Origin of the sequence: Nonomuraea ferruginea (assembly GCF_039540635.1) — a bacterium.
Classification (GTDB): domain Bacteria; phylum Actinomycetota; class Actinomycetes; order Streptosporangiales; family Streptosporangiaceae; genus Nonomuraea; species Nonomuraea ferruginea.
The window spans coordinates 43,827-66,746 of record NZ_BAABFD010000003.1; the positions used below are offsets into that span (position 1 = coordinate 43,827).

General features: G+C 71.6%; 23 protein-coding genes. 9 read left to right on the forward strand and 14 right to left on the reverse strand.

The genetic code is table 11. The annotated features are described in order from the left end of the window. Positions 1–7: 7 nt before the first annotated feature. From ABD999_RS06815 to ABD999_RS06840, 6 genes are read right to left on the reverse strand one after another with little or no spacing between them, the layout of a single operon-like run. Complete coding sequence (locus ABD999_RS06815; protein ID WP_271274968.1) at positions 8–901, reverse strand: TIM barrel protein; 894 nt, start codon at positions 899–901, stop codon at positions 8–10. Continuing rightward, positions 892–2,079, reverse strand: a complete 1,188-nt coding sequence (locus ABD999_RS06820) for a CehA/McbA family metallohydrolase (RefSeq protein ID WP_271274967.1) — start codon at positions 2,077–2,079, stop codon at positions 892–894. The genes ABD999_RS06815 and ABD999_RS06820 overlap by 10 nt, the downstream gene beginning before the upstream one ends. Then, a complete protein-coding gene (locus ABD999_RS06825) occupies positions 2,076–3,146 on the reverse strand; it encodes an ABC transporter ATP-binding protein (RefSeq protein ID WP_271274966.1) in 1,071 nt (356 codons plus the stop codon). Before ABD999_RS06825 ends, ABD999_RS06820 begins: the two co-directional genes overlap by 4 nt. A 1-nt stretch (position 3,147) precedes the next feature. Then, positions 3,148–3,966: a carbohydrate ABC transporter permease gene (locus tag ABD999_RS06830; protein WP_148033749.1), complete on the reverse strand. Its 819-nt coding sequence runs from the start codon at positions 3,964–3,966 to the stop codon at positions 3,148–3,150. Next, positions 3,963–4,895 carry a carbohydrate ABC transporter permease gene (locus ABD999_RS06835; protein WP_148033750.1) on the reverse strand — a complete coding sequence of 311 codons (933 nt, stop codon included), beginning with the start codon at positions 4,893–4,895 and terminating at the stop codon, positions 3,963–3,965. Before ABD999_RS06835 ends, ABD999_RS06830 begins: the two co-directional genes overlap by 4 nt. Continuing rightward, complete coding sequence (locus ABD999_RS06840) at positions 4,870–6,264, reverse strand: extracellular solute-binding protein (RefSeq protein WP_271274965.1); 1,395 nt, start codon at positions 6,262–6,264, stop codon at positions 4,870–4,872. Before ABD999_RS06840 ends, ABD999_RS06835 begins: the two co-directional genes overlap by 26 nt. A gap of 213 nt (positions 6,265–6,477) precedes the next feature. Here ABD999_RS06840 and iolC point away from each other — a divergent pair, with 213 nt between their 5' ends. The 5 genes from iolC to ABD999_RS06865 all read left to right on the forward strand — a co-directional run bounded on the left by iolC (position 6,478) and on the right by ABD999_RS06865 (position 12,142). After that, the gene (gene iolC, locus ABD999_RS06845; protein WP_271274964.1) at positions 6,478–7,458 is read left to right on the forward strand and encodes a 5-dehydro-2-deoxygluconokinase; all 981 of its coding nucleotides are present in this window, start codon (positions 6,478–6,480) and stop codon (positions 7,456–7,458) included. After that, positions 7,455–8,360: a Cgl0159 family (beta/alpha)8-fold protein gene (locus tag ABD999_RS06850; protein ID WP_378525337.1), complete on the forward strand. Its 906-nt coding sequence runs from the start codon at positions 7,455–7,457 to the stop codon at positions 8,358–8,360. The genes iolC and ABD999_RS06850 overlap by 4 nt, the downstream gene beginning before the upstream one ends. Further along, on the forward strand, positions 8,357–9,205 hold the full coding sequence (iolB, locus tag ABD999_RS06855) for a 5-deoxy-glucuronate isomerase (RefSeq protein WP_271274963.1): 849 nt from the start codon (positions 8,357–8,359) through the stop codon (positions 9,203–9,205). Before ABD999_RS06850 ends, iolB begins: the two co-directional genes overlap by 4 nt. Further along, on the forward strand, positions 9,202–11,073 hold the full coding sequence (gene iolD, locus ABD999_RS06860; RefSeq protein WP_271274962.1) for a 3D-(3,5/4)-trihydroxycyclohexane-1,2-dione acylhydrolase (decyclizing): 1,872 nt from the start codon (positions 9,202–9,204) through the stop codon (positions 11,071–11,073). Before iolB ends, iolD begins: the two co-directional genes overlap by 4 nt. A 67-nt stretch (positions 11,074–11,140) precedes the next feature. Beyond that, the gene (locus tag ABD999_RS06865; protein ID WP_271274961.1) at positions 11,141–12,142 is read left to right on the forward strand and encodes an AI-2E family transporter; all 1,002 of its coding nucleotides are present in this window, start codon (positions 11,141–11,143) and stop codon (positions 12,140–12,142) included. 6 nt (positions 12,143–12,148) lie between these two features. Here the strand turns inward: ABD999_RS06865 and ABD999_RS06870 are convergent, their stop codons facing one another. Beyond that, a complete protein-coding gene (locus ABD999_RS06870) occupies positions 12,149–13,204 on the reverse strand; it encodes a VOC family protein (protein WP_271274960.1) in 1,056 nt (351 codons plus the stop codon). A 79-nt stretch (positions 13,205–13,283) separates the two neighbouring features. Here ABD999_RS06870 and ABD999_RS06875 point away from each other — a divergent pair, with 79 nt between their 5' ends. Further along, positions 13,284–13,862 (forward strand): TetR family transcriptional regulator, encoded by a 579-nt coding sequence (locus tag ABD999_RS06875; RefSeq protein WP_271274959.1) that lies wholly within the window; start codon positions 13,284–13,286, stop codon positions 13,860–13,862. Between the two features lie 70 nt (positions 13,863–13,932). On the opposite strand, the gene ABD999_RS06880 is transcribed toward ABD999_RS06875, so the two are convergent. Then, positions 13,933–14,487 carry a DivIVA domain-containing protein gene (locus tag ABD999_RS06880; RefSeq protein WP_261808790.1) on the reverse strand — a complete coding sequence of 185 codons (555 nt, stop codon included), beginning with the start codon at positions 14,485–14,487 and terminating at the stop codon, positions 13,933–13,935. 83 nt (positions 14,488–14,570) lie between these two features. On the opposite strand from ABD999_RS06880, the gene ABD999_RS06885 reads away from it, so the two are divergent. Together ABD999_RS06885 and ABD999_RS06890 are read left to right on the forward strand one after the other, a co-directional pair. Beyond that, on the forward strand, positions 14,571–15,473 hold the full coding sequence (locus tag ABD999_RS06885; RefSeq protein WP_271274958.1) for an ABC transporter ATP-binding protein: 903 nt from the start codon (positions 14,571–14,573) through the stop codon (positions 15,471–15,473). Next, positions 15,470–16,141 carry a hypothetical protein gene (locus ABD999_RS06890; protein WP_271274957.1) on the forward strand — a complete coding sequence of 224 codons (672 nt, stop codon included), beginning with the start codon at positions 15,470–15,472 and terminating at the stop codon, positions 16,139–16,141. Before ABD999_RS06885 ends, ABD999_RS06890 begins: the two co-directional genes overlap by 4 nt. A gap of 1 nt (position 16,142) precedes the next feature. On the opposite strand, the gene rlmN is transcribed toward ABD999_RS06890, so the two are convergent. Next, positions 16,143–17,243, reverse strand: coding sequence for a dual-specificity RNA methyltransferase RlmN (gene rlmN, locus ABD999_RS06895; RefSeq protein ID WP_271274956.1), 1,101 nt, complete (start codon positions 17,241–17,243; stop codon positions 16,143–16,145). Positions 17,244–17,387: 144 nt separating this feature from the next. Between rlmN and ABD999_RS06900 the strand changes: the two genes are divergently transcribed. Further along, on the forward strand, positions 17,388–18,401 hold the full coding sequence (locus ABD999_RS06900) for a suppressor of fused domain protein (RefSeq protein WP_271274955.1): 1,014 nt from the start codon (positions 17,388–17,390) through the stop codon (positions 18,399–18,401). Here ABD999_RS06900 and ABD999_RS06905 read toward each other — a convergent pair. From ABD999_RS06905 to rpsB, 5 genes are all read right to left on the reverse strand, one after another. After that, positions 18,398–19,237, reverse strand: a complete 840-nt coding sequence (locus ABD999_RS06905; protein WP_271274954.1) for a phosphatidate cytidylyltransferase — start codon at positions 19,235–19,237, stop codon at positions 18,398–18,400. The two genes, ABD999_RS06900 and ABD999_RS06905, sit on opposite strands and share 4 nt — an antisense overlap. Before the next feature lie 97 nt (positions 19,238–19,334). Continuing rightward, positions 19,335–19,892: a ribosome recycling factor gene (gene frr, locus ABD999_RS06910; RefSeq protein ID WP_219549335.1), complete on the reverse strand. Its 558-nt coding sequence runs from the start codon at positions 19,890–19,892 to the stop codon at positions 19,335–19,337. 41 nt (positions 19,893–19,933) lie between these two features. Continuing rightward, a complete protein-coding gene (gene pyrH, locus ABD999_RS06915; protein ID WP_246640903.1) occupies positions 19,934–20,632 on the reverse strand; it encodes a UMP kinase in 699 nt (232 codons plus the stop codon). 125 nt (positions 20,633–20,757) lie between these two features. Next, on the reverse strand, positions 20,758–21,591 hold the full coding sequence (gene tsf, locus ABD999_RS06920) for a translation elongation factor Ts (protein ID WP_148033763.1): 834 nt from the start codon (positions 21,589–21,591) through the stop codon (positions 20,758–20,760). Between the two features lie 287 nt (positions 21,592–21,878). Further along, positions 21,879–22,799 (reverse strand): 30S ribosomal protein S2, encoded by a 921-nt coding sequence (gene rpsB / locus ABD999_RS06925; RefSeq protein ID WP_219549363.1) that lies wholly within the window; start codon positions 22,797–22,799, stop codon positions 21,879–21,881. Between the last annotated feature and the right edge of the window lie 121 nt (positions 22,800–22,920).

A 22,920-nucleotide genomic window follows, 5' to 3' on the forward strand; every position in this document is an offset into this window, starting at 1 on the left:
CGTGACGTCAAAGTCCGAGTTCCCGTAGCTTCTCGCGGTTGGCGGCTTGATCGGTGATGTTCTGGGCAACTGACCGCCTGCCGGGCAGGGTGTCCTGCTCGATGATCACCCAGCCGGTGTAACCGGTCTCCTCCAGCGCCCGCACCACGCCGGGCAGGTCCAGCTCGCCCTCACCGAGCGGGGCGAAGCCGCCCCGGCCCATCAGCTCGCGCAGGTCCACGCCGTCGGCCAGGGCGCGGGCCAGGATCGCCCGGTCACCGTCCTTGACGTGCACGTGGCCGATCCGGCCCGACCAGTCGCGCAGCGCGGTCACCGGGTCTCCCCCGGCCAGCAGCAGGTGGCCGGTGTCGAGGCAGAGCTGCACGTCGGTCAGCTCCAGCAGCCGCTCCACGTCCTCGGGGGTCTCGACGTAGGTGCCGAGGTGGTGGTGGAAGGCGGGCTCGAAGCCGGCGTCGCGGCAGCGCCGGACCGCCTCCTGGACGCGCGAGGCGTATCCGGCCCACTCCCCCGGCTCCAGCCCTGGAGCGTTCCCGCCGGGGCGGGCGAAGCGCGCGGGTGAGCCGGAGCAGCCGAGCGTCGGCCGGGGCCTGAGATGGTCCGGGGCGGGCGGGGCGGCGGCGAACACCTCCAGGGTGGCGTCCAGGGCGTCCAGCCCCTTGCCGAACTCGCCGGCGTCGCCGTAGCGCAGGTCGGCCCAGCCGCCGGCGAGCAGCAGCCCGCCCAGCCGCTCGGCCAGGTCGTCCTTGGTGCCGAGATAGCCGATGGGGCCGAGGTCGATGCCCTCGTAGCCCGCGCCGGCGATGGCCGAGACCATCTCGGCGGAGGTCAGGGGCGGCGGCGCGTCGCTCAGCTCGAACACGCCGAAGCTCACGGGGGCGTTGGCGACACTGATCAGGCGCATAGCGCCATCACCTCGTTCTCGTAGGTTTCCAGGCGGTGCCGTCCTTCCGCGGCAGGCAGCAGCACCCTGTCGCCGCGGATGACCAGGCGCTCGCCGCCGGGGCGTACCAGGATGAGGCCGTCGGCGTCCAGGGCGAGCAGCTCGTCGCCCAGGCGCAGCAGCAGGGGGGCGTCGGGCCCGGCGGATATGGCGGTGCGGCCCTCGGCGACGGCGGCGAACACCGCGCCGGTGTCCTCGGCGAGCACCCAGGTGGTGGGCGAGCCGGGCAGGCCGTCTGCCCCGGGCCGGTGGAAGTCGCTGGCGCCGATCGCCACCAGGTCGGGATGCCAGGCGTCGGCCCAGGCCAGGGGGGCGCCCCAGCGCCGGTCCCACCAGCCGGAGTGCCAGACCTCGGCGATCCTGGGCCGCCGGGTGAGCGGCTGCAGCCAGGCGCAGTCGCCGCCGAGCGGGTGGTTGATGGAGATGAGCCCGCCCGCGCGCTCGGCGTGCGCCACCCAGGAGTCGGCCGGATCGCGGAAGTCGACCCAGCCGACGTCGCCGAACACGTTGGCGTGCCCGCGGTCGGTGGTGACCTCCTGGCCAGGCAGCAGCGCGATGCCCCGGTCGGTCTTGGCCAGCCCGGGGTGGTGGCTGACCGTGTTGTGGTCGGTGACGGCCAGGAAGTCCAGGCCGCGCCCGTGGGCCAGCTCGGCCAGCTCGGCGATGGTGAGCTGACCGTCGCTGTGGACGGTGTGGGCGTGGAAGTCGCCGGCGAACCAGCGCAGGCCGTCGAGGTCGGGGACGTCGCGCCGCGGCGGCCGCTCGCCGTGCGCCGGCTCGGCCTCCTCCTCCGGCGGCGGCGGCGTGGTCTCGGTACGGATCTCCAGCGTGTAGTCGAGACCCTGCGGCGGGATCCGGTGCAGGCGCAGCCACACCTGCCATTCGCCGGTCTCGGGCTCGCCGGGCAGGTAGCCGGGCGTGGCCCAGCCTGGCGTGATCGTGTACTCGTCGCGGGCCCCGCCAGACCAGCCGCGGAAGCCGCCCGGCCCGGCGCAGCCCAGGTCGAGCACGCCCTGGGAACGGTCGTACGACAGCCGGACGGTGACGGCGGCGGTGCCCGGCGGCACCTCGAACGGCACCTCGCGCAGGATGCGCTCCAGCCGGTCGTCCAGACTCCAGCGGCCCCTTATGACGGTCATGCGGCCACCAGCTCACCGTCGCGGTAGACCAGCGCGCGGTCGCTCCTGGGCACCACGGCGCCCTGCTCGCCCAGCGCGGGCTCCTCCCCCTCGGCCACCACGCCCTGCACCATGACGCCGCCGACGTCCAGGGTCACCAGGTGGGACGCGCCGAGGTTCTCCAGGATGACCACGCTGCCGCTCAGGCCGCCCTCGACGGTTCCGGCCTGGTAGGTCATGTATTCAGGGCGCACGCCGTACACGAGCTTCTCCCCGTCGACCACGAGTCCTTCCGCCGAGGCGGGGACGGGCACCTTGCACCCGGCCACCTCAAGGGTGTCACCCCGGGCGACGGCGTCCAGCAGGTTCATCGGAGTCGAGCCGATGAATCCGGCGACGAAGGTGTTGGCGGGCCGCTGGAACACCTCGGAAGGAGTGCCGATCTGGCGGATGAGCCCCGCCTCCATGATCGCCATCCGGTCGGCCATGGCCAGCGCCTCGGCCTGGTCGTGGGTGACGAACACGGTGGTGACGCCCAGCTCACGCTGGAGCTTCTTGAGGAACGTGCGCGCCTCCAGGCGGAGCCTGGCGTCCAGGTTGGACAGCGGCTCGTCGAACAGGAACGCCTGCGCCTGCGTGGCCATCACCCGCGCCAGCGCGACGCGCTGCTGCTGGCCGCCGGAGAGCTGGCCGGGCCGCCGGTCCATCAGCTTCTCCAGGCCGAGCCGGGCGGCCACCTCCTCCGCCTTGGCCCGGCGCTCGCCCTTGGCGACCTTCTTGATCCGCAGCGGGTAGGCGATGTTGTCGGTGACGTCCATGTGCGGGAACAGCGCGTAGTCCTGGAAGACCATGGCGACGTCGCGGCCGCCCGGCTGCACCCTGGTCACGTCGCGGCCGCCGATGACGACCGCGCCGCCGGTCGCGGTCTCCAGACCGGCGATGGTACGCAGCAGCGTCGTCTTCCCGCAGCCCGAGGGGCCGAGCAGGGCGAAGAACTCGCCGTCGGGGATGGTCAGGTCCAGCGAGTCGAGCGCCTTCACTCCACCGGGATAGACCTTGGTCAGGCCCCGAAGTTCGATTGCGGCCATTTCAGCGCTTGATCCCTCCGTGGAAGCGGAAGCCGTACTTCTTGCTGACGAACAGGTACATGAGCACCACGGGGACCGAGTAGAGCAGGCCGAACGTGGACAGCACCTTGAGGTTGGCCTGGCCGCCCTCGGTGTAGAGGGTGTACATGATCACCGCGGCGGGCTGCTTCTCGACGTCGCTGAGCAGCAGGTACGGCATGAGGAAGTTGCCCCACACGTTCGCGATCGTCCACACGGCGATCGTGGCCAGGCCGGGCCGGACGACGGGGACGACCACGTGGCGGACGATCTGCAGCGGCGAGGCGCCGAAGACCCGCGCGGACTCCTCGTACGACTTCGGCGTAGTGTCCATGAAGTCCTTGATCATGAAGATCGCGGCGGGCAGCAGGCCCCCGGTCATGATCAGGATCAGGCCCGTGTGCGAGTCGATCAGGCCCAGCTCGATGGCGAGCTGGAACAGCGGCACCATCGCGGCCGTGCCGGTGATGATCGACGAGAGCAGCAGCAGCGCGTAGAGCAGCGCGTCGCGGCCCGGCAGCCGCACCCGGCTGAGCGCGTAGGCGGCCAGCGCCGACATCACCACCACCAGGACCGCCGTGCCGATGGCCAGGATCAGCGAGTTGACCAGCGAGCCGAGCGCGTACGGGTGATCCAGGATGATCTGGAAGTTCTCCCAGGTGAAGTCCGGCACCCGGACCTCGTACGTGGGGTTCGAGGTGAACGGCGCCGAGGCGAGCCACAGCAGGGGGATCGTGAAGAAGGCCAGCAGTAACGCGACCAGCGTGTAGAAGCCGATCCGGCCGGCGACGAACCGCGTCATCCCTTCCTCCTGAGCAGCCGCAGGTAGAAGATCGCCACGACCAGGTTGATCAGCAGGATGATCGTGGAGATCGCGGCGCCGTAGCCCAGGTCACCGGCCTGGAGCGCGGTCTTGTAGACGTACACGGCCAGGATCTCCGTCTTGTTCTCCGGGCCGCCCGCGGTGAGCAGGAAGGGCCCGAAGTCGTTGAACGTCCACAGGCTGATCAGCAGCAGGTTGGTCAGGATGTGCCCGCGGATGTGCGGGAAGACCACGTCACGCAGCTGCTGCCAGCCGGACGCCCCGGCCAGCCTGGCGCTCTCCAGGTGGGAGGGCGGCACGTTCCCGAGCGCGGCGCCGTAGAGCATCATCGAGAACGCGGTGCCGCGCCAGGTGTTGAAGAGGATGATCGACAGCATCGGATAGTCGAGCAGCCAGGCGAAGCCCGGGATGCCGAGCAGCGCGTTGAGCGTGCCGCTGTCGCGGTCGAGCAGCGCCACCCACAGGAACGCCACGACCGCGCTCGGCAGGATCCAGGCCAGGATGACCACGCCCTCGACGACGCTCTTCAGCGTGCCGCGGCGGTTGCGCATCAGCCAGGCGAGGGTGAAGCCGAGCACCACCTGCCCGATGACGGCCGACCCCAGCACGAACTGGAAGGTCAGCACGGTGGAGTTCCAGAACCCCGGGTCCGACAGCGCCTTGAGGTAGTTGTCCAGGCCGACGAACTGCGGCTCGGCCGCGGCGATCCCGGTCAGCCGGTAGTTCATCAGCCCCAGGTAGATGACCCAGAGCGCCGGGAAGACCAGGAAGACCGCGATGAGCGCCAGGGCGGGTGCCACGAAGGCCCCCGCCCGCAGCCTGCCCAGGCCCGCGGCGTCGGAGCTGTAGCCGCGGGCGGGCGACTCGTCGAGGGCCTTCGTGTCAGGAGGCGACGTTTGCTGCGCCACCGACGATTCCTTCGAGCTTCTTCTGATAGTCGGCGGCCGCCTGGTCGGCGGCCGTGCCGCCGGCGACCGCGGCCGTGGCCTCCTGGAGCGCGACCGACACCTGCGGGTAGACGGCCACCGGCGGCCGGTAGGCCGTCAGCGGGAGCACCTCGTCGGAGATGTAGGTCAGCAGCGGCTCGCCGGCCAGGATCTCCTTGTTGACGTCGGTGCGCGGGGTGATGCGCACGTTGCCGTCCTTGGTCTCTTCCTTCAGCGCGTCCGCCGACAGCGTGAAGGCCAGCAGCTCGAAGGCTTCCTTCGGGTGCTTGCTGTTCGGGTTGAGCGTCCGCAGCGCGCCGCCGGACATGCTCACGAAGTCCTGGCCGCGGATGCCCTTGCCGGGCTCGATCGCGGGGATCTTGGCGTAGCCGACGACCTCGTCGCGGTCGGCCATCGGGGCGACGCCGGTCTTGGGGTTGACCACGCCGCGCCAGAAGTAGTCGCCCTCCAGGAGGATGCCGACCTTGCCCTCGGCGAACTGCTGGAACGACTTGTCGCGGCCCTTGGCCTCCTGCTGGAGCTTCGGGTCACCGAGGCCGCTGCCGCCGTAGACCTTCTGGTAGAGGCCGAGCACGTCCTTCAGCGGCTGCGCCGCGCCGGTCCACTTGCCGTCCACCTGCACCTCACCGCCGGCGCCCGCCAGCAGCGGGAGCACGCCCTGCATCGTGGTGGCCTCGCCCATGGCGGTGCCGGCGTTGATCTGGATCGGCACCGGGACGCCGGACGACTTGAGCTTCCCGGCCGCGTCGAGGACCTCCTGCCAGCTCACCGGCTGCCAGTCGGCGGGCAGCCCGGCCTTCTGGAAGAGCGTCTTGTTGAAGTAGAGCACGCGGCCGTCGGTGCCGACGGGCAGGGCGTACTTCTTGCCGTTGTAGGTGGCCAGGCCCTGGACGGCCTCCGGGATCTGCTGCCAGCCCTCCCAGCTCTCGGCCTCCGGCCCGGCGACCTCCGCCAGCGGCTTGATGTAGCCCGCCTCGGCGAACTCCCCGGCCCAGATGCCGTCGATGTCGATCACGTCGGCGCCCTTGCCTGACTTGAGGTCGAGGGAGAGCTTGGTCTTGTACTGCTCGTCGTCGACGCCGCTGGGAACGAACTTGACCGTGACGTCCTTGCCCTTGGCCTTCTGGGCCTCCTCGAACTTGGGGATCACCCAGTTGGCCATGTGGTCGGCCGCCGCCGCGTTCTTGCCTCCGGCGATGGCGTTCTGGGCGATCGTCAACTCGATGGCGCCGCCTTCGCCGCCATCACCGGACGACTGGCCGCACGCGGCCAGTCCCAGCGCGGACGCGGCGAGCACCGCGACCACACCCATCGACCTGTTCCGCACCATTCTGCAAACCCTCCGACACGTCCATAAGGGAGGAAGTCAGGGCCAATATGTCATGACATGTATATGACGTAAAAGTCCTGGCTGATTCCGGGGAGCGTGCCCACGGGGCCCTTCGGAATACGGCACGGGGCACAGTTGAGAAACATAGCGGACATCCGTATGTCATGACAATATGCCATAGTGTCTGCCGGAAGCTCCAGCTCTGGAGGTGCGTTGTTCGACCTGATCACGATGGGACGCTGCGGCGTCGACATCTATCCGCTGCAGACCGGCGTGAGCTTGGTTCACGTCGAGTCCTTCGGCAAGTTCCTCGGCGGCAGCCCGACGAACGTCGCGGTCGCCGCGGCGCGTCACGGCCTGCGCCCCGCCGTGGTGACCGCCGTGGGCGCCGACCCCTTCGGGGAGTGGGTACGGCAGGCGATCCGCGGATTCGGTGTCGACGACGTCTTCGTGGGGACGGTCGAGGGGCCGCCCACGCCGGTCACGTTCTGCGAGATCTTCCCGCCCGACCACTTCCCGATCTACTTCTACCGGGGCGAGCATCCGCCTGACCTGCGGATCACCCCCGAGTCGCTCGACCTGGACGCGATCCGCCGGACGCCGGTCTTCTGGTTCACCGGGACCGGGCTGAGCCAGGAGCCCAGCCGCTCGGCGCACGCCGCCGCGCTGGCGGCCCGGACGGCGCCGTCGGGGTGGACCGTGTTCGACCTGGACTACCGCCCGATGCTGTGGGAGTCGCGCGAGGCGGCCGAGCGCGAATACCGGCGCGCGCTCCCGCACGCGAACGTGGCCGTGGGCAACCTCGACGAGGTCGAGATCGCCGTCGGCACCCGCGACCCGGAGGCGGCGGCGCAGGCGCTGCTCGACGCCGGGATGGAGGTGGCGATCGTGAAGATGGGCCCCGACGGGGTGCTGGCCCGCAGCGGGAAAGAGCACGTGGTGGCCGAGCCGGTCCGGGTCGAGGTGGTCAACGGGCTGGGCGCGGGCGACGCCTTCGGCGGCGCGGTCTGCCTCGGGCTGGTGCGCGGCTGGTCGCTGGAGCGTACGGTGCGCTTCGCCAACGCGGCGGGCGCCCACGTGGCGGCGCGGCTGGCCTGCGCGGAGGCCATGCCGACCACCGGCGAGGTGCTGTCCCTGCTGGAGGGCCGGCCCGCGACCACCGCTACCGACCCGCGGAGCGAGGTGCGTCCTTGAGCGACGTCACGCTGCCCAGAACGACGCGGTACGAGGAACTCACCCACATCCGCGCCACCAGGCCCGGGGCGATCGCGCAGGCCGCGGCCCGCCGTCAGCGGCGTGAGCTGCCGGGCGAGGGCGGGCGGCTGCTGATCGTCGCGGCCGACCACCCGGCGCGCGGCGCGCTGGCCGTGCGCGACCGGCCGCTGGCCATGGCCAGCCGGACCGACCTGCTCGACCGGCTGCGGGTGGCGCTGGCCCGGCCCGGCGTCGACGGCATCCTGGCCTCCCCCGACGTGCTGGAGGACCTGCTGCTGCTCGGCGCGCTGGAGGGCAAGCTGGCCTTCGGCTCGATGAACAGGGGCGGTCTGCAGGGCTCGGTGTTCGAGCTGGACGACCGGTTCACCGGCTACGACGCCGCCGCCATCGACGAGATGCGGCTCGACGGCGGCAAGATGCTGTGCCGCATCGACCCGTCCGACCCCGCCAGCGTCACCACCCTGGAGTCGTGCGCCCGCGCCGTCACCGATCTGGCCAGGAGGCGGCTCGTGGCGATGGTGGAGCCGTTCTGGACGACGCGCACTGAGACCGGGGCGATCCGCAACGACCTGTCCCCCGACGCGGTGATCCGCGCCATCAGCGTGGCCCAGGCGCTCGGCGTCACCTCGGCCTACACCTGGCTGAAGATCCCGGCGGTGGCCGAGATGGAGCGGGTCATGGCCGCCACCACGCTGCCGGCGCTGCTGCTCGGCGGCGACCCGCCGGACGCGGCGGCCGCCTTCGCGGACTGGGGGCGCGCGCTGCGCCTGCCGGGCGTGCGGGGGCTCGTCGTCGGCCGCGCCCTGCTCTACCCTCCGGACGATGACGTCGCCACCGCCGTGGACGGCGCCGCCGCACTGGTTCGAGAGGCTGGATCATGACATTTTTCCCGTACGGCAAGGCCGCGAACGGGCCGTGGGCCGTGGAGATCACGCCGTCGCTGGCCGGTTGGGACTATTCGGGCCTGCGGGTGGTGGACCTGGCCGGGGCTCCCGTGTCGTTCGACACCGGCGAGGAGGAGATGATCGTCCTGCCGCTGTCGGGCTCCTGCACGGTGACGGTCGGGGCGGACGGCTCGCGGGTCTTCGAGCTGGCCGGGCGGCCTTCGGTGTTCGCCGGGCCCTCCGATTTCGCCTATATCCCGATTTCTGAGCATGTGACGCTGACCGGTACGGGCCGGATCGCGCTGCCGTCCGCGCGTGCCACCCGCCGCCTGGAGCCGCGCCACGTGCCCGCCTCCGCGGTGCCGGTGGAGCTGCGCGGCGCCGGCCAGGCCAGCCGCCAGGTGAACAACTTCGCCGCGCCCGGCGTCCTCGCCTGCGACAAGCTGGTCGCCGTCGAGGTGCTCACCCCCGGCGGCAACTGGTCGTCCTACCCGCCGCACAAGCACGACACGGCGAACCCCGGCGAGGCCGTGCTGGAGGAGATCTACTACTTCGAGGTGGCCGATCAGGGGCTCGGCTACCAGCGCGTCTACTCCTCCGAGCGGGGGCAGATCGACACCCTGGCCGAGGTCGGCTCCGGCGACGTGGTGCTGGTGCCGTACGGCTACCACGGCCCGTCCATGGCCGCGCCCGGCTACGACCTCTACTACCTGAACGTGCTGGCCGGTCCCGCCGGTGAGCGGTCCATGGCGTTCTGCGACGACCCCCGCCACGCCTGGATCCGCGCCACCTGGGACGGCCAGGACATCGACCCCCGGCTGCCCTTCGGGAGGACCTCGTGAAGCTGCCGGTGACATTGACCGTGGCCCAGGCGGTGGTGCGCTTCCTCGCCGCCCAGCACACCGAGCGCGACGGCGTCGAGCACCGGATGTTCGGCGGCGTCTTCGGCATCTTCGGTCACGGCAACGTGGCCGGCATCGGCCAGGCGCTGGCCACCTCCGGCCCCGGCCTGCCCTACTATCTGAGCCGCAACGAGCAGGCCATGGTGCACACCGCCGCCGCGTACGCGCGGGCCACCAACCGGCTGTCGACGCTGGCCTGCACCACCTCGATCGGCCCCGGCGCGACCAACATGGTCACCGGCGCGGCCGCCGCGACCATCAACCGGCTGCCCGTGCTGCTGCTGCCCGGCGACATCTTCGCCACCCGGGTGGCGAGCCCGGTGCTGCAGGAGCTGGAGGACCCGCGCTCCTACGACGTCTCCGTCAACGACTGCTTCAAGCCGGTCTCCCGCTTCTGGGACCGGGTCAACCGGCCCGAGCAGCTCCCGGCGGCGCTGCTGGCGGCCATGCGGGTGCTCGCCGACCCGGCCGAGACGGGCGCGGTGACGCTGTCGCTGCCGCAGGACGTGCAGGCCGAGGCCGCCGACTGGCCGGAGGAGCTGTTCGCCCGGCGCGTCTGGCACATCCCCAGGCCGCGCCCCGAACGGTCCGCGCTGGCCAGGGCCGCCGAGCTGGTCAAGGCCGCGTCCCGGCCGCTGATCGTGGCCGGCGGCGGCGTGATCTACAGCGAGGCCACCGGCGAGCTGCGGGCCTTCGCCGAGACGTTCGGCGTCCCGGTCGCCGAGACCCAGGCGGGCAAGGGCGCGCTGCCGCACGGCCACCCGATGGCGATGGGCGCGATCGGCGCGACCGGCACCACGGCCGCCAACGCGCTGGCCCGCGAGGCCGACCTGATCATCGGCGTCGGCACCCGCTACAGCGACTTCACCACGGCCTCCCACTCGCTGTTCGCGCCGGAGGCCCGGTTCGTCAACCTGAACATCACCGGCTTCGACGCCGCCAAGATGTCCGGGCTGCAACTCGTCGCCGACGCCCGCGAGGGGCTCGCGGACCTGGCGGCGGCGTGCTCGGGCTGGGCCACCGGCGAGGACTACCGGTCCCGCGCCACTGGCCTGTCGCGGGCCTGGGACTCCGCCGTCGACGCGGCGTACGCGCTCGACGGCGACCCGCTGCCGCAGCCCGCCATCATCGGCGCGGTGAACGCGGCGGCGGGCGACGACGGCGTGGTCATCTGCGCGGCCGGGTCCATGCCCGGCGACCTGCACAAGCTCTGGCGGCCCAGCGGGCCGGGGAGCTACCACGTCGAGTACGGCTACTCGTGCATGGGCTACGAGATCGCCGGCGGGCTCGGGGTCAAGCTGGCCGCCCCGGAGCGCGAGGTCTTCGTCATGGTCGGCGACGGCTCGTACCTGATGATGGCCCAGGAGCTGGTCACGGCCGTCGCGGAGGGCGTCAAGCTGACCGTGGTGCTGGTCGACAACTCCGGCTTCGCCTCCATCGGCCGCCTCTCGGAGAGCGTCGGCGCCGAACGGCTCGGCACCGCGTACCGCTACCGGGGCGAGGGCCGCTACGACGGCGGGCCGCTCCCGGTCGACCTCGCGGCGAACGCGGCCAGCCTGGGCGCGACCGTGCTGCGCCCCGGCTCCCTGGCCGAGCTGCGCAAGGCGCTCGACACGGCCCGCGCGTCCCGCGGCGTGACCGTCGTGTACGTGCGCGCCGACCCGGCGATCGACAGCCCGTCATCCGAGGCCTGGTGGGACGTCCCGGTCGCGGAGGTCTCCAGCACCGGCACGGGCCGCGAGGCCAGGACCGCGTACGAGACCGCGAAGCGCGACCAGCACCGCCGCCTGACCCCGCCAGCGGGCTGACCAGCAGGGTTGCCGCCGCCGCCCCGAGGGAAGGCCACTGTCCGGGCCTGATCTCGGGGAGGCGACGATGGACCCTTGGCGCGCACTGGGCTGGGTGGGCATCGCCGCCGTGGTGCTCTACTGCCTGACCCACGTGGGCACGGTGGTCCTGTCGATCATTGTGGGGCTGTTCGTCGCCGCGCTGCTGGCGCCGCCCGCGCGCTGGCTGATGCGGCGCGGCCTGGGCAGGTCGCTCGCCACCGTGATCACGTTCCTGGGCGGCCTGCTGCTGGCCGGAGGGCTGTTCGCGCTGCTGGTGCCGACCACCGTCAGCGGCCTGGCCGAGCTGCGCGCCAGCGTGGGCACGGTCCTGGAGCGGTTGCACGCGCTGGCCGCCAACTTCGGCCTGGACTTCGGTGACCTCGTCGCCCAGGGCAGGCAGTGGGTGGAGCAGCGTCAGCAGCAGATCACCACGGGCGCGGTGGCGGGGGTGCGCACCGCGACCGAGATCATCGTGGGGGCCGTGCTGGCGGTCATCCTGGGCATCTACTTCGTGCACGGCGGCGACCGGCTGTTCCACTGGCTGACCGGCCTGTTCCCGGCCGGGGCCAGGCAGCGGCTGCGCGAGGCCGGGCCGGTGGCGTTCGGCGTCATCGGCCGCTACATCCGCGGGGTCGCCATCGTGGGGGCGGTGGACGCGTTCTTCATCGGGACCGCGCTGTGGATACTCGGGGTGCCGATCGCGGTGCCGCTGGCGGTGCTGACCTGGGTGGGCGCGTTCCTGCCGATCGTCGGGGCGTTCACGGCCGGTCTGCTGGCGGCGGTGGTGGCGTTCGTGGCCAAGGGCTGGCTGATCGCGCTCATCGTGGTCGGGGTCACCGTGCTGGTGCAGCAGATCGAGGGGCATGTGCTGGCGCCGCAGATCTACGGCAAGGCGCTGGACCTGCCGGGGGCGGTGATCCTCATCGCGATCGCGATCGGCAGCCTGCTCTTCGGCATCGCCGGCGCCTTCCTGGCCTCACCGGTGGCCTCGGTGATCGTGGCCCTCCTGAACCGTGAGGATTTCAGCGAGGGCCGAGCCCGGGTCTGACCGTCGTCAGCCGTCCTGACGGAAGACGACCGCGACGCCCAGCGCGGCGTCGGCGGGCACGAACACCTCCCCGGGCCCGCTCCTGACCACGGGAACGCCGTTGCCACGCAGAAGCCTTACCGTGGCGTCGAGGTCGCGCACGGACACCGCGTAGGCGACGAACCCGGGCAGCCCGGCCGGCCGCTCACCCGGCAGCAGCCCATCCAGCGCCGACGCCCCCACAACCGTCACACCCGCCCGACGGAACCGCACCACCAGGCCACCCACCGCTCGGCCGAGGTCATCGCGCGCCCCGCCGAGGTCACCCACCACTGGCCCGAGGTCGCCGCGCGTCCCGCCGTGGGCACCCGCCGTTTGCCTGAAGTCCTCCCAGGGTTGGCCGAAGTAGGTGCTGTAGCGGTGTGTCAGGTCGGGGAGTGCCTGGTCGTCGACGCACAGGACGCATCCGATCAGCCCGGTCGCGCCGTTGGGGTGGGCGGGATGCCGGTCGGGGACGGCGACCGGCGCGTTCTGGGCGAAGCCGATGCGCCCCTCCGGCACGCGGCCCGGCAGGCCGGGGGCGGAGATCTCGACGTAGCGCGCGGGCTCCATCGTGATCCCCGTGGGGGTCTCGACGGGACGCTGGACGGCGTGGACTCCGCCGTGACCGACGCCGGCGGCGGTCAACCGCGCCGCGAGGCCGTCGATGTCAGAGGTGTCCGCGATCACGATGTGGACGCCCTGGAACCGGTCGAGGAAGGTCACGACGTTAGCGGCGGTGGCGCGGACGGCGGCCGCCAGTCCCGCCAGCTTGTCATCGGGCACCCGCAGCGGGATCGGCCGGGCCGCTCCCGGCATCCGGCCGGCGTCGACGAGGGCCACGAGCTCGACGAAGTCACCGGGGAAGTACACGTGCGCGTTGGCCACGCCGACCGGCTCGGCCGCACCGCCGGAAAGACCCTGGAGGACGGGGTAGGCGGGCGTCCCCACGGCGAAGCCGAGCTGCCGGTATCTCTCCGTCGCCTCGCCCAGGTCCCGCACGATGTGGCCGACGTGGTGCAGGCCGTTGATGTCATCACCCATGGCGTCTCCCGGTCGAATATGAAAGTAGTCTCTCAGTTGAGAGTAAACCATCATTTGCACGTACGGTAAGATTTTTCACATGGCTGACGGCGGACTGCGCGAGCGCAAGAAGGCGAAGACCCGGGAGGCGATCCTGCGGGAGGCGTTCCGGCTCTTCCGCGAGCGCGGCTACCACGCCACCACCGTCGAGCAGATCGCCGAGGCGGCCGAGATCTCCCCCGCCACCTTCTTCCGCTACTTCCCGTCGAAGGAGGACCTGGTCACGCTCGACCGGTTCCCGCCGCTCGTCGAGGCGCTGGCGGTCCAGCCGCCCGGCCAGCCGGTCCCCGTGCTGCGCGGCGCGTTCCGCGCGGCGTTCGCCGCACTGTCCGAAGAGGAGATCGCCGCCGGTCACGCCCGGGAGGTGTTCGCGGCCACCGTGCCCGAACTGGTCGTGGCCAACCTGCGCAGGAGCCCGGGGCTGATCCGCGAGGTCTGCGCGGCCGTGGCCGACCGGGCCGGCCGCGCCGCCGACGACCCCGGGGTCCGCAACGCCGTCGGCGCCGTCTTCGGGGTGGTGGCGATGGTGTGGACGCAGTGGGCGCACACCCCCGCCATGGACGGTCCCCAAGAGATCGACAGGGCGCTGGCCCACCTGGAGTCTGGGCTGCGCCTGTGAACGCCGGCGACACCGCACCATCCGCCCGAGCCAGGCGTCCGTGCACGCCGGCGGGCGCGTACCGCCGGGGTCAGGCGCGCTGCTCCAGCACGTCGGCGATGCCCGCCAGGAACGCGTCGACGTCGGCGATCAGGTAGCCGGGCCGCAGCACGACGGTGCCGAACTTCACCTCGCGCACCTCCTTGGCCGTCACCGGATACTGGGTGGTGCCGCGCAGCGTGGCCACGATCCGGTCGAGGAAGGCGTCGACCTCGTCCTCGTGATAGCCGGTGGCCATGCGGGCCGACCGGAACATCACCTTCTCCACGCGGGCCGCCTGGCTCTCGAACCACTCCTCGCGCAGCAGCTCGCCCGTGGGTTCGGCGAGGGCCAGCCGCACGGGCCGCTGGGTCATGGTCTCCAGCGCCACCACGAACGCCTCCAGCGCGAAGTCGACCGCCGTCTCCTGGTAGCCGCGGCGCCTGGAGCGGAAGGTGGCCGCGCGCACCTCGTCGGCGGTCACGGGCTCGGCGTCGAGTGAGCCTCTGCCCAGCGTGGCCTCGATCCGCTCGATCAGAGCGTCGACCTCGGCGGGGTCATAGCCTGAACGCATACCCATGACGCGCGGAAAGCGGTTCAAGCCCACTCCTTCTGGGTCCTGACGGGGGGTCGCCCTCTGGGGTCCTTTTATCCCGGCCCTGCGGGCCGGTGTCTATGGTAAAGACCACCATGCGCCTGACCGACGTGTCTTTCCGCTATCGAAGACGTGATCCATCCGTCATCCGTGAGGCCGCCGCCGAGCTGTCCCCCGGCGACGTGGTCGAGCTCACCGGGGCCAACGGCGCGGGCAAGTCCACGCTGCTGCGCCTGCTCGCCGGGCTGCTCAGGCCCACCGGCGGCGCCATCACCGGCCGCCCGGCCGCCGTCGGGCTGGCCCCCGACCGGTTCCCCGGCGAGCAGCCGTTCACCGTGTCCGGCTACCTCGACCACATGGCGCGCGTGTGCGGCGGGCGGTGGCGTCCGTGGGCGGAGCGGCTGAACATGGAGCAGTTGCTGGGCGTGCGGCTGCGCGAGCTGTCCAAGGGCAGCGCGCACAAGGTCGGTCTGGCACAGGCGCTGATGGCGGAGCCGGGGCTGCTGCTCCTCGACGAACCGTTCGCCGGGCTGGACTCCGGCACCCGCGACGAACTCCCGCCCATCGTGGCCGAACTGTCGGCGCGCGGCGCCATCGTGGTGGCCGCCGACCACCAGGGCGGCCTGCGCGACCTCCCGTCCCTGCGCCACTGGACGATCACGGACGGACGCCTCGTGGAGACGACCCCGGCACGCACCCCCATACTCGCGGGAAAGCTCGCCGGAACCACCCCTCAAGGACCCGCCGAAGACGCCGTCGGGGGCATCGCCGGAGAACCCGCGGTCACGCCCGACACGACCGCGACGACTGTCGGTAGTCCCGCCGGTGAGGCCGGCGGAAGGGCCGCAGGAGGTTCTGCTGATGTCGGAGTGGGTGTGGACGGAGGTGGGGTCGCTGTGGAGGTGACCGTGCCGGTCGGGGATCTGGGGGCCTTTCTGGAGCGGATGCGCGGTGAGGGATACCCTGCCCGCCCGGTGAGCGGGGAGGAGTCCCGGTGATCGCCCTGAGCGCGTTCCGGCTGGCCGCCTACGTCCGGTCGCACCGGGTCCATCAGGCGCTGCTGGCGTTGCTGGCCGCGCTGGCCGTCGTCTACGCCACCCGGGCGCCCGCGGGCCACGAGGCGGCCGTCCTGGCGGACTCGGCCGTGCTGATCCTCCCGCTCCTGGCCTGGGCCGCCCGGAGCCTGCTCGACACCGAGCCGGACCGGCAGCGGGAGATGTCCGCGGCCCTGGCGGGCGGTCGCGGCAGGGAGCTGGCGGCCGGGCTGCTGGCCGCGCTGACCGCGTGCGCCGCGTTCGCCGCCCTGGCCCTGGTGTGGGGAGTGCTGCTCGGGATGAGCGCCACGCCCCCGGGGCCGGTGCTCGCCGCCGGGATCGTGCTGCACGCGCTGAGCGCGCTGGCCGGCCTCACGCTCGGGGCGCTCACCAGCCGCGCCCTGCTGCCGTCGCCGGCGTTGTCGATCATGGCGCTGGTGTCCGGGTTCGTCGCGATGCTGCTCATCAGCGCGTCGCCGCTGCACTGGCTCACGGTCCCGCTCACGGTGTGGATGCGCGCCGCGAGCGCCGAACGGCTGGTCGCCCAGCTCCCCGAGCTGGCCGCCGTCTCGCTGGTCTGGTGTCTGCTCGGCCTGGCGGCGTACGCGTGGCTCCGCCGTACCAGGCCGTAGATCACTCGGCGGCGGCGAGCTGGCCGCAGGCGCCGTCGATCTCGCGCCCGCGGGTGTCGCGGACCGTCACCGGGACGCCGTGGAGCTCCAGCCGCCTGACGAACGCGCGCTCGTCCTCCGGCCGGGACGCCGTCCACTTCGAGCCGGGGGTCGGGTTGAGCGGGATCAGGTTGACGTGCACGAGTTTGTTCTTGACCAGCTTGCCGAGCAGGTCGGCCCGCCACTCCTGGTCGTTGATGTCCTTGATCAGCGCGTACTCGATGGACACCCGCCGCTTGGTCTTCGCCGCGTACGCCCAGGCGGCGTCGAGCACCTCGGCCACCTTCCACCGGGTGTTGATCGGCACCAGCGTGTCGCGCAGCTCGTCGTCGGGGGCGTGCAGCGACAGCGCGAGCGTGACCGGCAGGCCCTCGTCGGCGAGCTTGCCGATCGCGGGCACCAGCCCGACCGTGGAGACGGTGACGCCGCGGGCGGAGATGCCCAGCCCGTGGGGGGCGGGCTCGACCAGGCGGCGGACCGCCTGGATCACCTGCTTGTAGTTGGCCAGCGGCTCGCCCATGCCCATGAACACCACGTTGTTCACCCGGCCGGGGCCGCCCGGCACCTCGCCCGCCGCGAGCGCGCGGGCGCCCGCGACCACCTGCTCGACGATCTCGGCGGTGGACATGTTGCGGGTCAGCCCGGCCTGGCCGGTGGCGCAGAACGGGCAGTTCATGCCGCAGCCGGCCTGCGACGACACGCACATCGTCACGCGGTCGGGGTAGCGCATCAGCACCGACTCGACCAGCGCGCCGTCGAACAGCCGCCACAGCGTCTTGCGGGTCGTGCCGCGGTCGGTGGTCTGCTCGCGTACCGAGGTGAGCAGCGGCGGCAGCAGCGCCGACAGCTTGTCGCGGGAGGCCGCGGGCAGGTCGGTCATCGCCTGCACGTCGGTGGTCAGCCGCTCGAAGTAGTGGCGGGAGAGCTGGTCGGCGCGGAACGCCTTCTCCCCCAGCTCGGTGACGGCCGCGCGGCGGTCGGCCATGGACAGGTCCGCGAGGTGGCGAGCCGGCTTGGCCCTGCGCGGGGCGACGAAGGTGAGCTGGCCTGGCTGCTGGGACACGATCCTGCCTCTGCTTGTCACGGGGATTGCCGACCAGGGTAGTGAACGCTTGCCCGGCGGGGCGAATTCCATGGCCGTCACCCGGCGCTCCCGATCGGGGTAAGGCTCGCACGAGAGCGACTCGCGGATCTACAGTTTCCCCGTATGGCGATTTTCCGGTCTGCGTCGGGCGAGGGGCACACCGAGGTCGTCCTCACCGCCGGCAACCCGTACGGGAGCCGGACGCTCGTGGTCGAGCGCGACGAGGACGCCTCGGTCGCCTACCTGTGCTCTCCTGACGGCACCGTGCACGGCGCCTGCTGGCTGGCCAACCATCGGGCCGCCCCCGACGTGGTCGACCTGGCGCGGATCAACGCGGGCCTGCCTCCGCTGATGCCGCGGGCCAACACCCTCCACCCCGGGGGGCGCCGGCCGCTGGGCCAGCTCACCCCGCTCTGGTTCGAGGAGGGTGACGGGGTGGCGCTGTACGAGGAGGAAGATCTGCTGGCGGTCATCCCGGGCTGGGCCGACATGCATCGGGGCATGCCGGGTTACGCCCGGGACGCGGTGGGCGAGTCACCGTTCGCGTGGGCGCTGTCGGAGGCGCTCGAAGGGCTGAGCCCGCGCATCGCCAACGCCGGGTCCTACTGGCGCTGGCGTTACTCCGAGGGGTCGTGGCCGTCGTTCCAGCAGTTCGTGATGGGCCATCTGGACCGGGTGCTGGGCCCGTCGGGCCGCTACTGGGACGCCGCCGGTGACCGGTTGCCGACCGTCGGCATCACCGAGCGCCCGGCTCACGGCGACCGGGTGTTCAGCGTGCTGTCGACGGTGGGGATGAGCTGCCAGCGGATGCCGACGGTGGAGCAGTGGATCGACCAGCCCGGCGCGTACGCCAGGATCGAGCTTGCGGTGGCCACCCGCGCGAACCCGCGCGACGCGGCGCTGCTGCTGGTGTGGCTGGCGCAGTATCCGTGGCACTCGGTGACCTGGCTCGGCCACGGCCACACCGCCAAGTGGTATCACGAGCCGGAGACGTTCCCGCTGGGGCCGCAGTACTCCGGGGTGCTCATGCAGGCCGACCCCCCTGACATGCCGGATATGTCGGGGTTTGCATTTGGCGGGGAGGCCGTACGGTGGCTCTGGCTCACGCCGATCACCGCCGAGGCCCTGACCGGCTAGACGAAGAGCGAGAGCAGCAGCCAGACCGGCACCAGCGTGGCCACCAGCGAGTCGAGCCGGTCCATCAGCCCGCCGTGGCCGGGCAGGATCGAGCCCAGGTCCTTGATGCCGAGATCCCGCTTGATCATCGACTCGATCAGGTCGCCCATGGTGGCCAGCGCCGCGGCCAGCGCGCCGAGCAGCGCGCCCTGCCACCACTCGCCGCCGAGCAGCCACGTCACCAGCCACGCGCCCACGACCGTGCAGGCCAGGACCGAACCGGCGAAGCCCTCCCAGGTCTTCTTCGGGCTGATCGCCGACATCGGATGCCTGCCGAACAGCACCCCCGCGGCGTAACCGCCGGTGTCGCTGGCCACCGTGACCGCGATGAAGACCACCACCCGGTGGCTGCCGTCGTCAGGCGCCAGGAGCAGCGCCACGAACCCCGCCAGCAACGCCGGGTAGAACAGGATGAACACCGACGCCGTCGCGTCGCGCACGTAGCCGTCGGTGCCGTCGGCGAACATCCGCCACACCAGCAGCGCCAGCGCGAACACCACGAACGTGCCGAGCAGCCACACCCCGCCGCCCCAGTAGGCGGCGGCCTGCATCGCGGCCAGCCCGGCCAGGACCGGCGCGGCCGGCACCCGGATGCCGCGGGTGGCGAACGCCCGCACCAGCTCCACCACGCCGACGCCGACCGCCGCGGTGACCACTACCAGGAAGAGCTCTTTGACGGTGTAGAGGGAGATCAGGACCAGGGCGGCGAGTCCGAGGCCGACACCGATCGCGGCGGGGAGATTGCGGCCGGTGCGGCTGCCGCCGCTCGGGCTGGGGCCGGCCGTGCGTTCTTCCAAGACTTCTCCATAGGCCACGGCCCTCGCCGTCAGGCGAGGGCCGTAGATGCGCTACCTGCGGCGGTCCGCTGACCGCGGTCCGCCGGCAGCGGGCCGCTCAGACTTCGAGCAGCTCGGCTTCCTTGTGCTTCAGCAGCTCGTCAACCTTGGCGACGTGCTTCTGGGTGAGGTCGTCGAGCTCCTTCTCGGCCCGCCTGACCTCGTCCTCGCCCGCGTCGCCATCCTTGATCATCTTGTCGAGCGTCTCCTTGGCGGAGCGCCGGATGTTGCGGATGGACACCTTGGCGTGCTCGCCCTTGTTCCTGGCGACCTTGATGTACTCCTTGCGACGCTCCTCCGACAGCTCGGGGAAGGTCACGCGGATCACCTGGCCGTCGTCGGTCGGGTTGACGCCGAGGTCGGAGTCGCGGATGGCCCTCTCGATCGCGGCCATCGAGCTCTTGTCGTACGGCTGGATGAGCACCATGCGAGCCTCGGGCACGTGGAACGACGCCAGCTGCTGGATCGGCGTCGGCGTGCCGTAGTACTCGGCGGTGATCTTGTTGAACATCGAGGGGGTGATCCGGCCCGTCCGGATGGTCGCGAAGTCCTCCTTCGCGACCGAGACGGCCTTGTCCATCTTGTCCTCGGCTTCGAGGAGGGTTTCGTCGATCACAGCGGCTCCCTGTCTTCTAGCTGGCGGTGTCGGGCTCACACCTATTTGCCTGCGGGACTCACCAGCGTGCCGATCTTCTCACCGCGGACCGCTCGCAGGATGTTGCCCTCGCCCATCAGGTCGAAGACCACGATCGGCAGGTCGTTGTCCTTGCACAGGCTGATCGCGGTGGCGTCCATGACCGCGAGGTCACGGAGAAGCACCTCTCCGTAGTCCAGTTGGTCGAACCGCACCGCGTCGGGATTCTTCCGTGGATCGGAGTCGTAGATGCCGTCGACCTGGGTGCCCTTGAGCAACGCCTCCGCGCCGATCTCCAGAGCCCGCTGGGAGGCGGCGGTGTCGGTGGAGAAGTAGGGCGAGCCGAGCCCCGCGCCGAAGATGACCACACGCCCCTTCTCCAGGTGGCGGATGGCGCGGCGCGGCAGGAACGGCTCGGCGACCTGCTGCATGGTGATCGCGGTCTGCACCCGCGTCTCCACGCCGCGCCTCTCCAGGAAGTCCTGCAGGGCCAGGCAGTTGATGACGGTGCCCAGCATGCCCATGTAGTCGGCCCTGGCGCGGTCGATGCCGCCCTCGGACAGGGTGGCGCCGCGGAACATGTTGCCCCCGCCGACCACGATCGCCACCTGGACGCCCTCGCGCACCGCCTCGGTGATCGAGTCGGCCAGGTGGTCGACGACCACGGGGTCGATCCCCAGGGGCTCGCCGCCGGCGAACGCCTCACCGGACAGCTTCAGCATCACCCGCTTCCAGCGGAGCTGGCTTCGGGGCGGAGCAGCCGCCGTCGTGGCTGGCTCCTGATTGTCCTGCACGGCGGCGGCCTCCCTCTCTCGGCGGTTCTTCGGACTGGACGACTCGCTCCAGCCTATGCCTGGCCGACCTTGAAGCGGACGAAGGCCTGGACCTGAACGCCGTTCTCCTCGGCGTACTTGCCCACGGACTTCTTGTTGTCCTTGACGAAGGCCTGCTCCAGCAGCGTGAAGTCCTTGTACCAGCCCTTGACGCGACCGTCGACGATCTTGCCGATGGCGGCCTCGGGCTTGCCCTCCTCGCGGGTCATCTCCTCGAAGAGCTTGCGCTCCTTGTCGACGACGTCGGCGGGGACGGAGTCGGGCTTGAGGTACTGCGGGGCCATGGCAGCGGCGTGCTGCGCGATGTCCTTGGCCACCTCGGCGTTCGGCTTGTCGAGCTGGACGAGCACGCCGACGGCCGGCGGCAGCGCCGGGTCGGTCTTGTGCATGTAGGCGCCGACGTAGCCGCCCTCGATCACGGCGAAGCGGCGGACCTCGATCTTCTCGCCGAGCGTGGCGTTGGCGGCGTCGAGGTGCTCCTTGACGGTCTGGCCGTCGAAGGAGGACTCCAGCAGCGACGCCACGTCGGCCGGCCTGGTGGCCAGGACGTGCGCCACCACCTGGGCCGCGAGCTCCTGGAAGCGGTCGCCCTTGGCCACGAAGTCGGTCTCGCAGTTGAGCTCCAGCAGCGCCGCGACGGAGTCGCCGTCCTGCTTGAGCGCGACCAGGCCGTTGGAGGCGGTGCGCGCCTCGCGCTTGCCGACGTCCTTGGCGCCCTTGAGGCGGAGCAGCTCGATGGCGCGGTCGAAGTCGCCCTCGGCCTCCTCCAGAGCCTTCTTGCAGTCCATCATGCCGGCGGCGGTGATCTCGCGAAGCCGCTTGACGTCGGCCATGTTCACGGAAGCCATTGCTTTTCCTTGTGAGATGTCGGTGGATGTCGTCGTGCGTCGAGCGGGCGCCGCCGCTCGGCTGTCGTCACGGCACCGCGTGCCGCGCAGAAGCCGGTACGCGTCCCGTGCCCGTCATTTCGGACCCGGAACGTCCTGCTCGCCTGCCCCCTGACCAGCCCCGGCACCGGTCCGTCCGCGAACCCCCCGGGCCGATCAGCCCGAGAGGGACCGTCCGCCGCTCACCGGCCGTGCCCGGGAAACGGGCACGGCCGGCGGCGGGTGGATCCGGGTGCGGCGCGGGCAGGTCAGGCCTGCTGCTCGCCCTCGGGCTTGGCCTCGGCCTCGACGGCCGGCGCCTCGGCCTCGGCCTCGGCGGCGGGAGCCTCCTCAGCGGGAGCGGCCGGAGCGGCCGCCTCGGCGGTCTCCTGCGGCTGGGCCTCGCCCTGCTCGCCACCACCCTGCTCGATGAGCTCGCGCTCCCACTCGGCCAGCGGCTCGGCGGCGGCCGGCTTCTCGTCACCGCGGGAGGCGCCCGAGCGGGCCATGAGCCCGGCGGCCACGCCGTCGGCGACCACGCGGGTCAGCAGGCCGACGGCGCGGATGGCGTCGTCGTTGCCCGGGATCGGGTAGTCGACCTCGTCGGGGTCGCAGTTGGTGTCGAGGATCGCGACCACGGGGATGCCGAGCTTCTTGGCCTCGCTGATCGCGATGTGCTCCTTCTTGGTGTCGACGACCCACACCGCGCTGGGCACGCGGCCCATGTCGCGGATGCCGCCGAGCGTGCGCTCCAGCTTGTCCTTCTCACGCCGGCGCATGAGGAGCTCCTTCTTGGTGAGCCCCGAGGCGGCGACGTTGTCGAAGTCGAGCTCCTCGAGCTCCTTCAGGCGCTGAAGCCTCTTGTGCACGGTGGAGAAGTTGGTGAGCATGCCACCGAGCCAGCGCTGGTTGACATACGGCATGCCGACCCGGGCGGCCTGCTCGGCGATGGCCTCCTGGGCCTGCTTCTTCGTGCCGATGAACAGGATCGTGCCGCCGTGGGCGACGGTCTCCTTGACGAAGTCGAAGGCGCGGTCGATGTAGGACAGCGACTTCTGCAGGTCGATGATGTAGATGCCGTTGCGCTCGGTGAAGATGAAGCGCTTCATCTTCGGGTTCCAGCGGCGGGTCTGGTGTCCGAAGTGAACGCCGCTCTCAAGCAGCTGTCGCATGGTGACGACGGGGGCCATGAGCTGGTCCTCCAGGTTGGGCGCCCTGCCGGGGCCGGGCGCGTTCTCGGTTGTGTCGCGGTGACCGGTCGGCACCGCCCTGATGCCCCGAACCGCTCCAGCCGGGCAGAACCCGGACCGA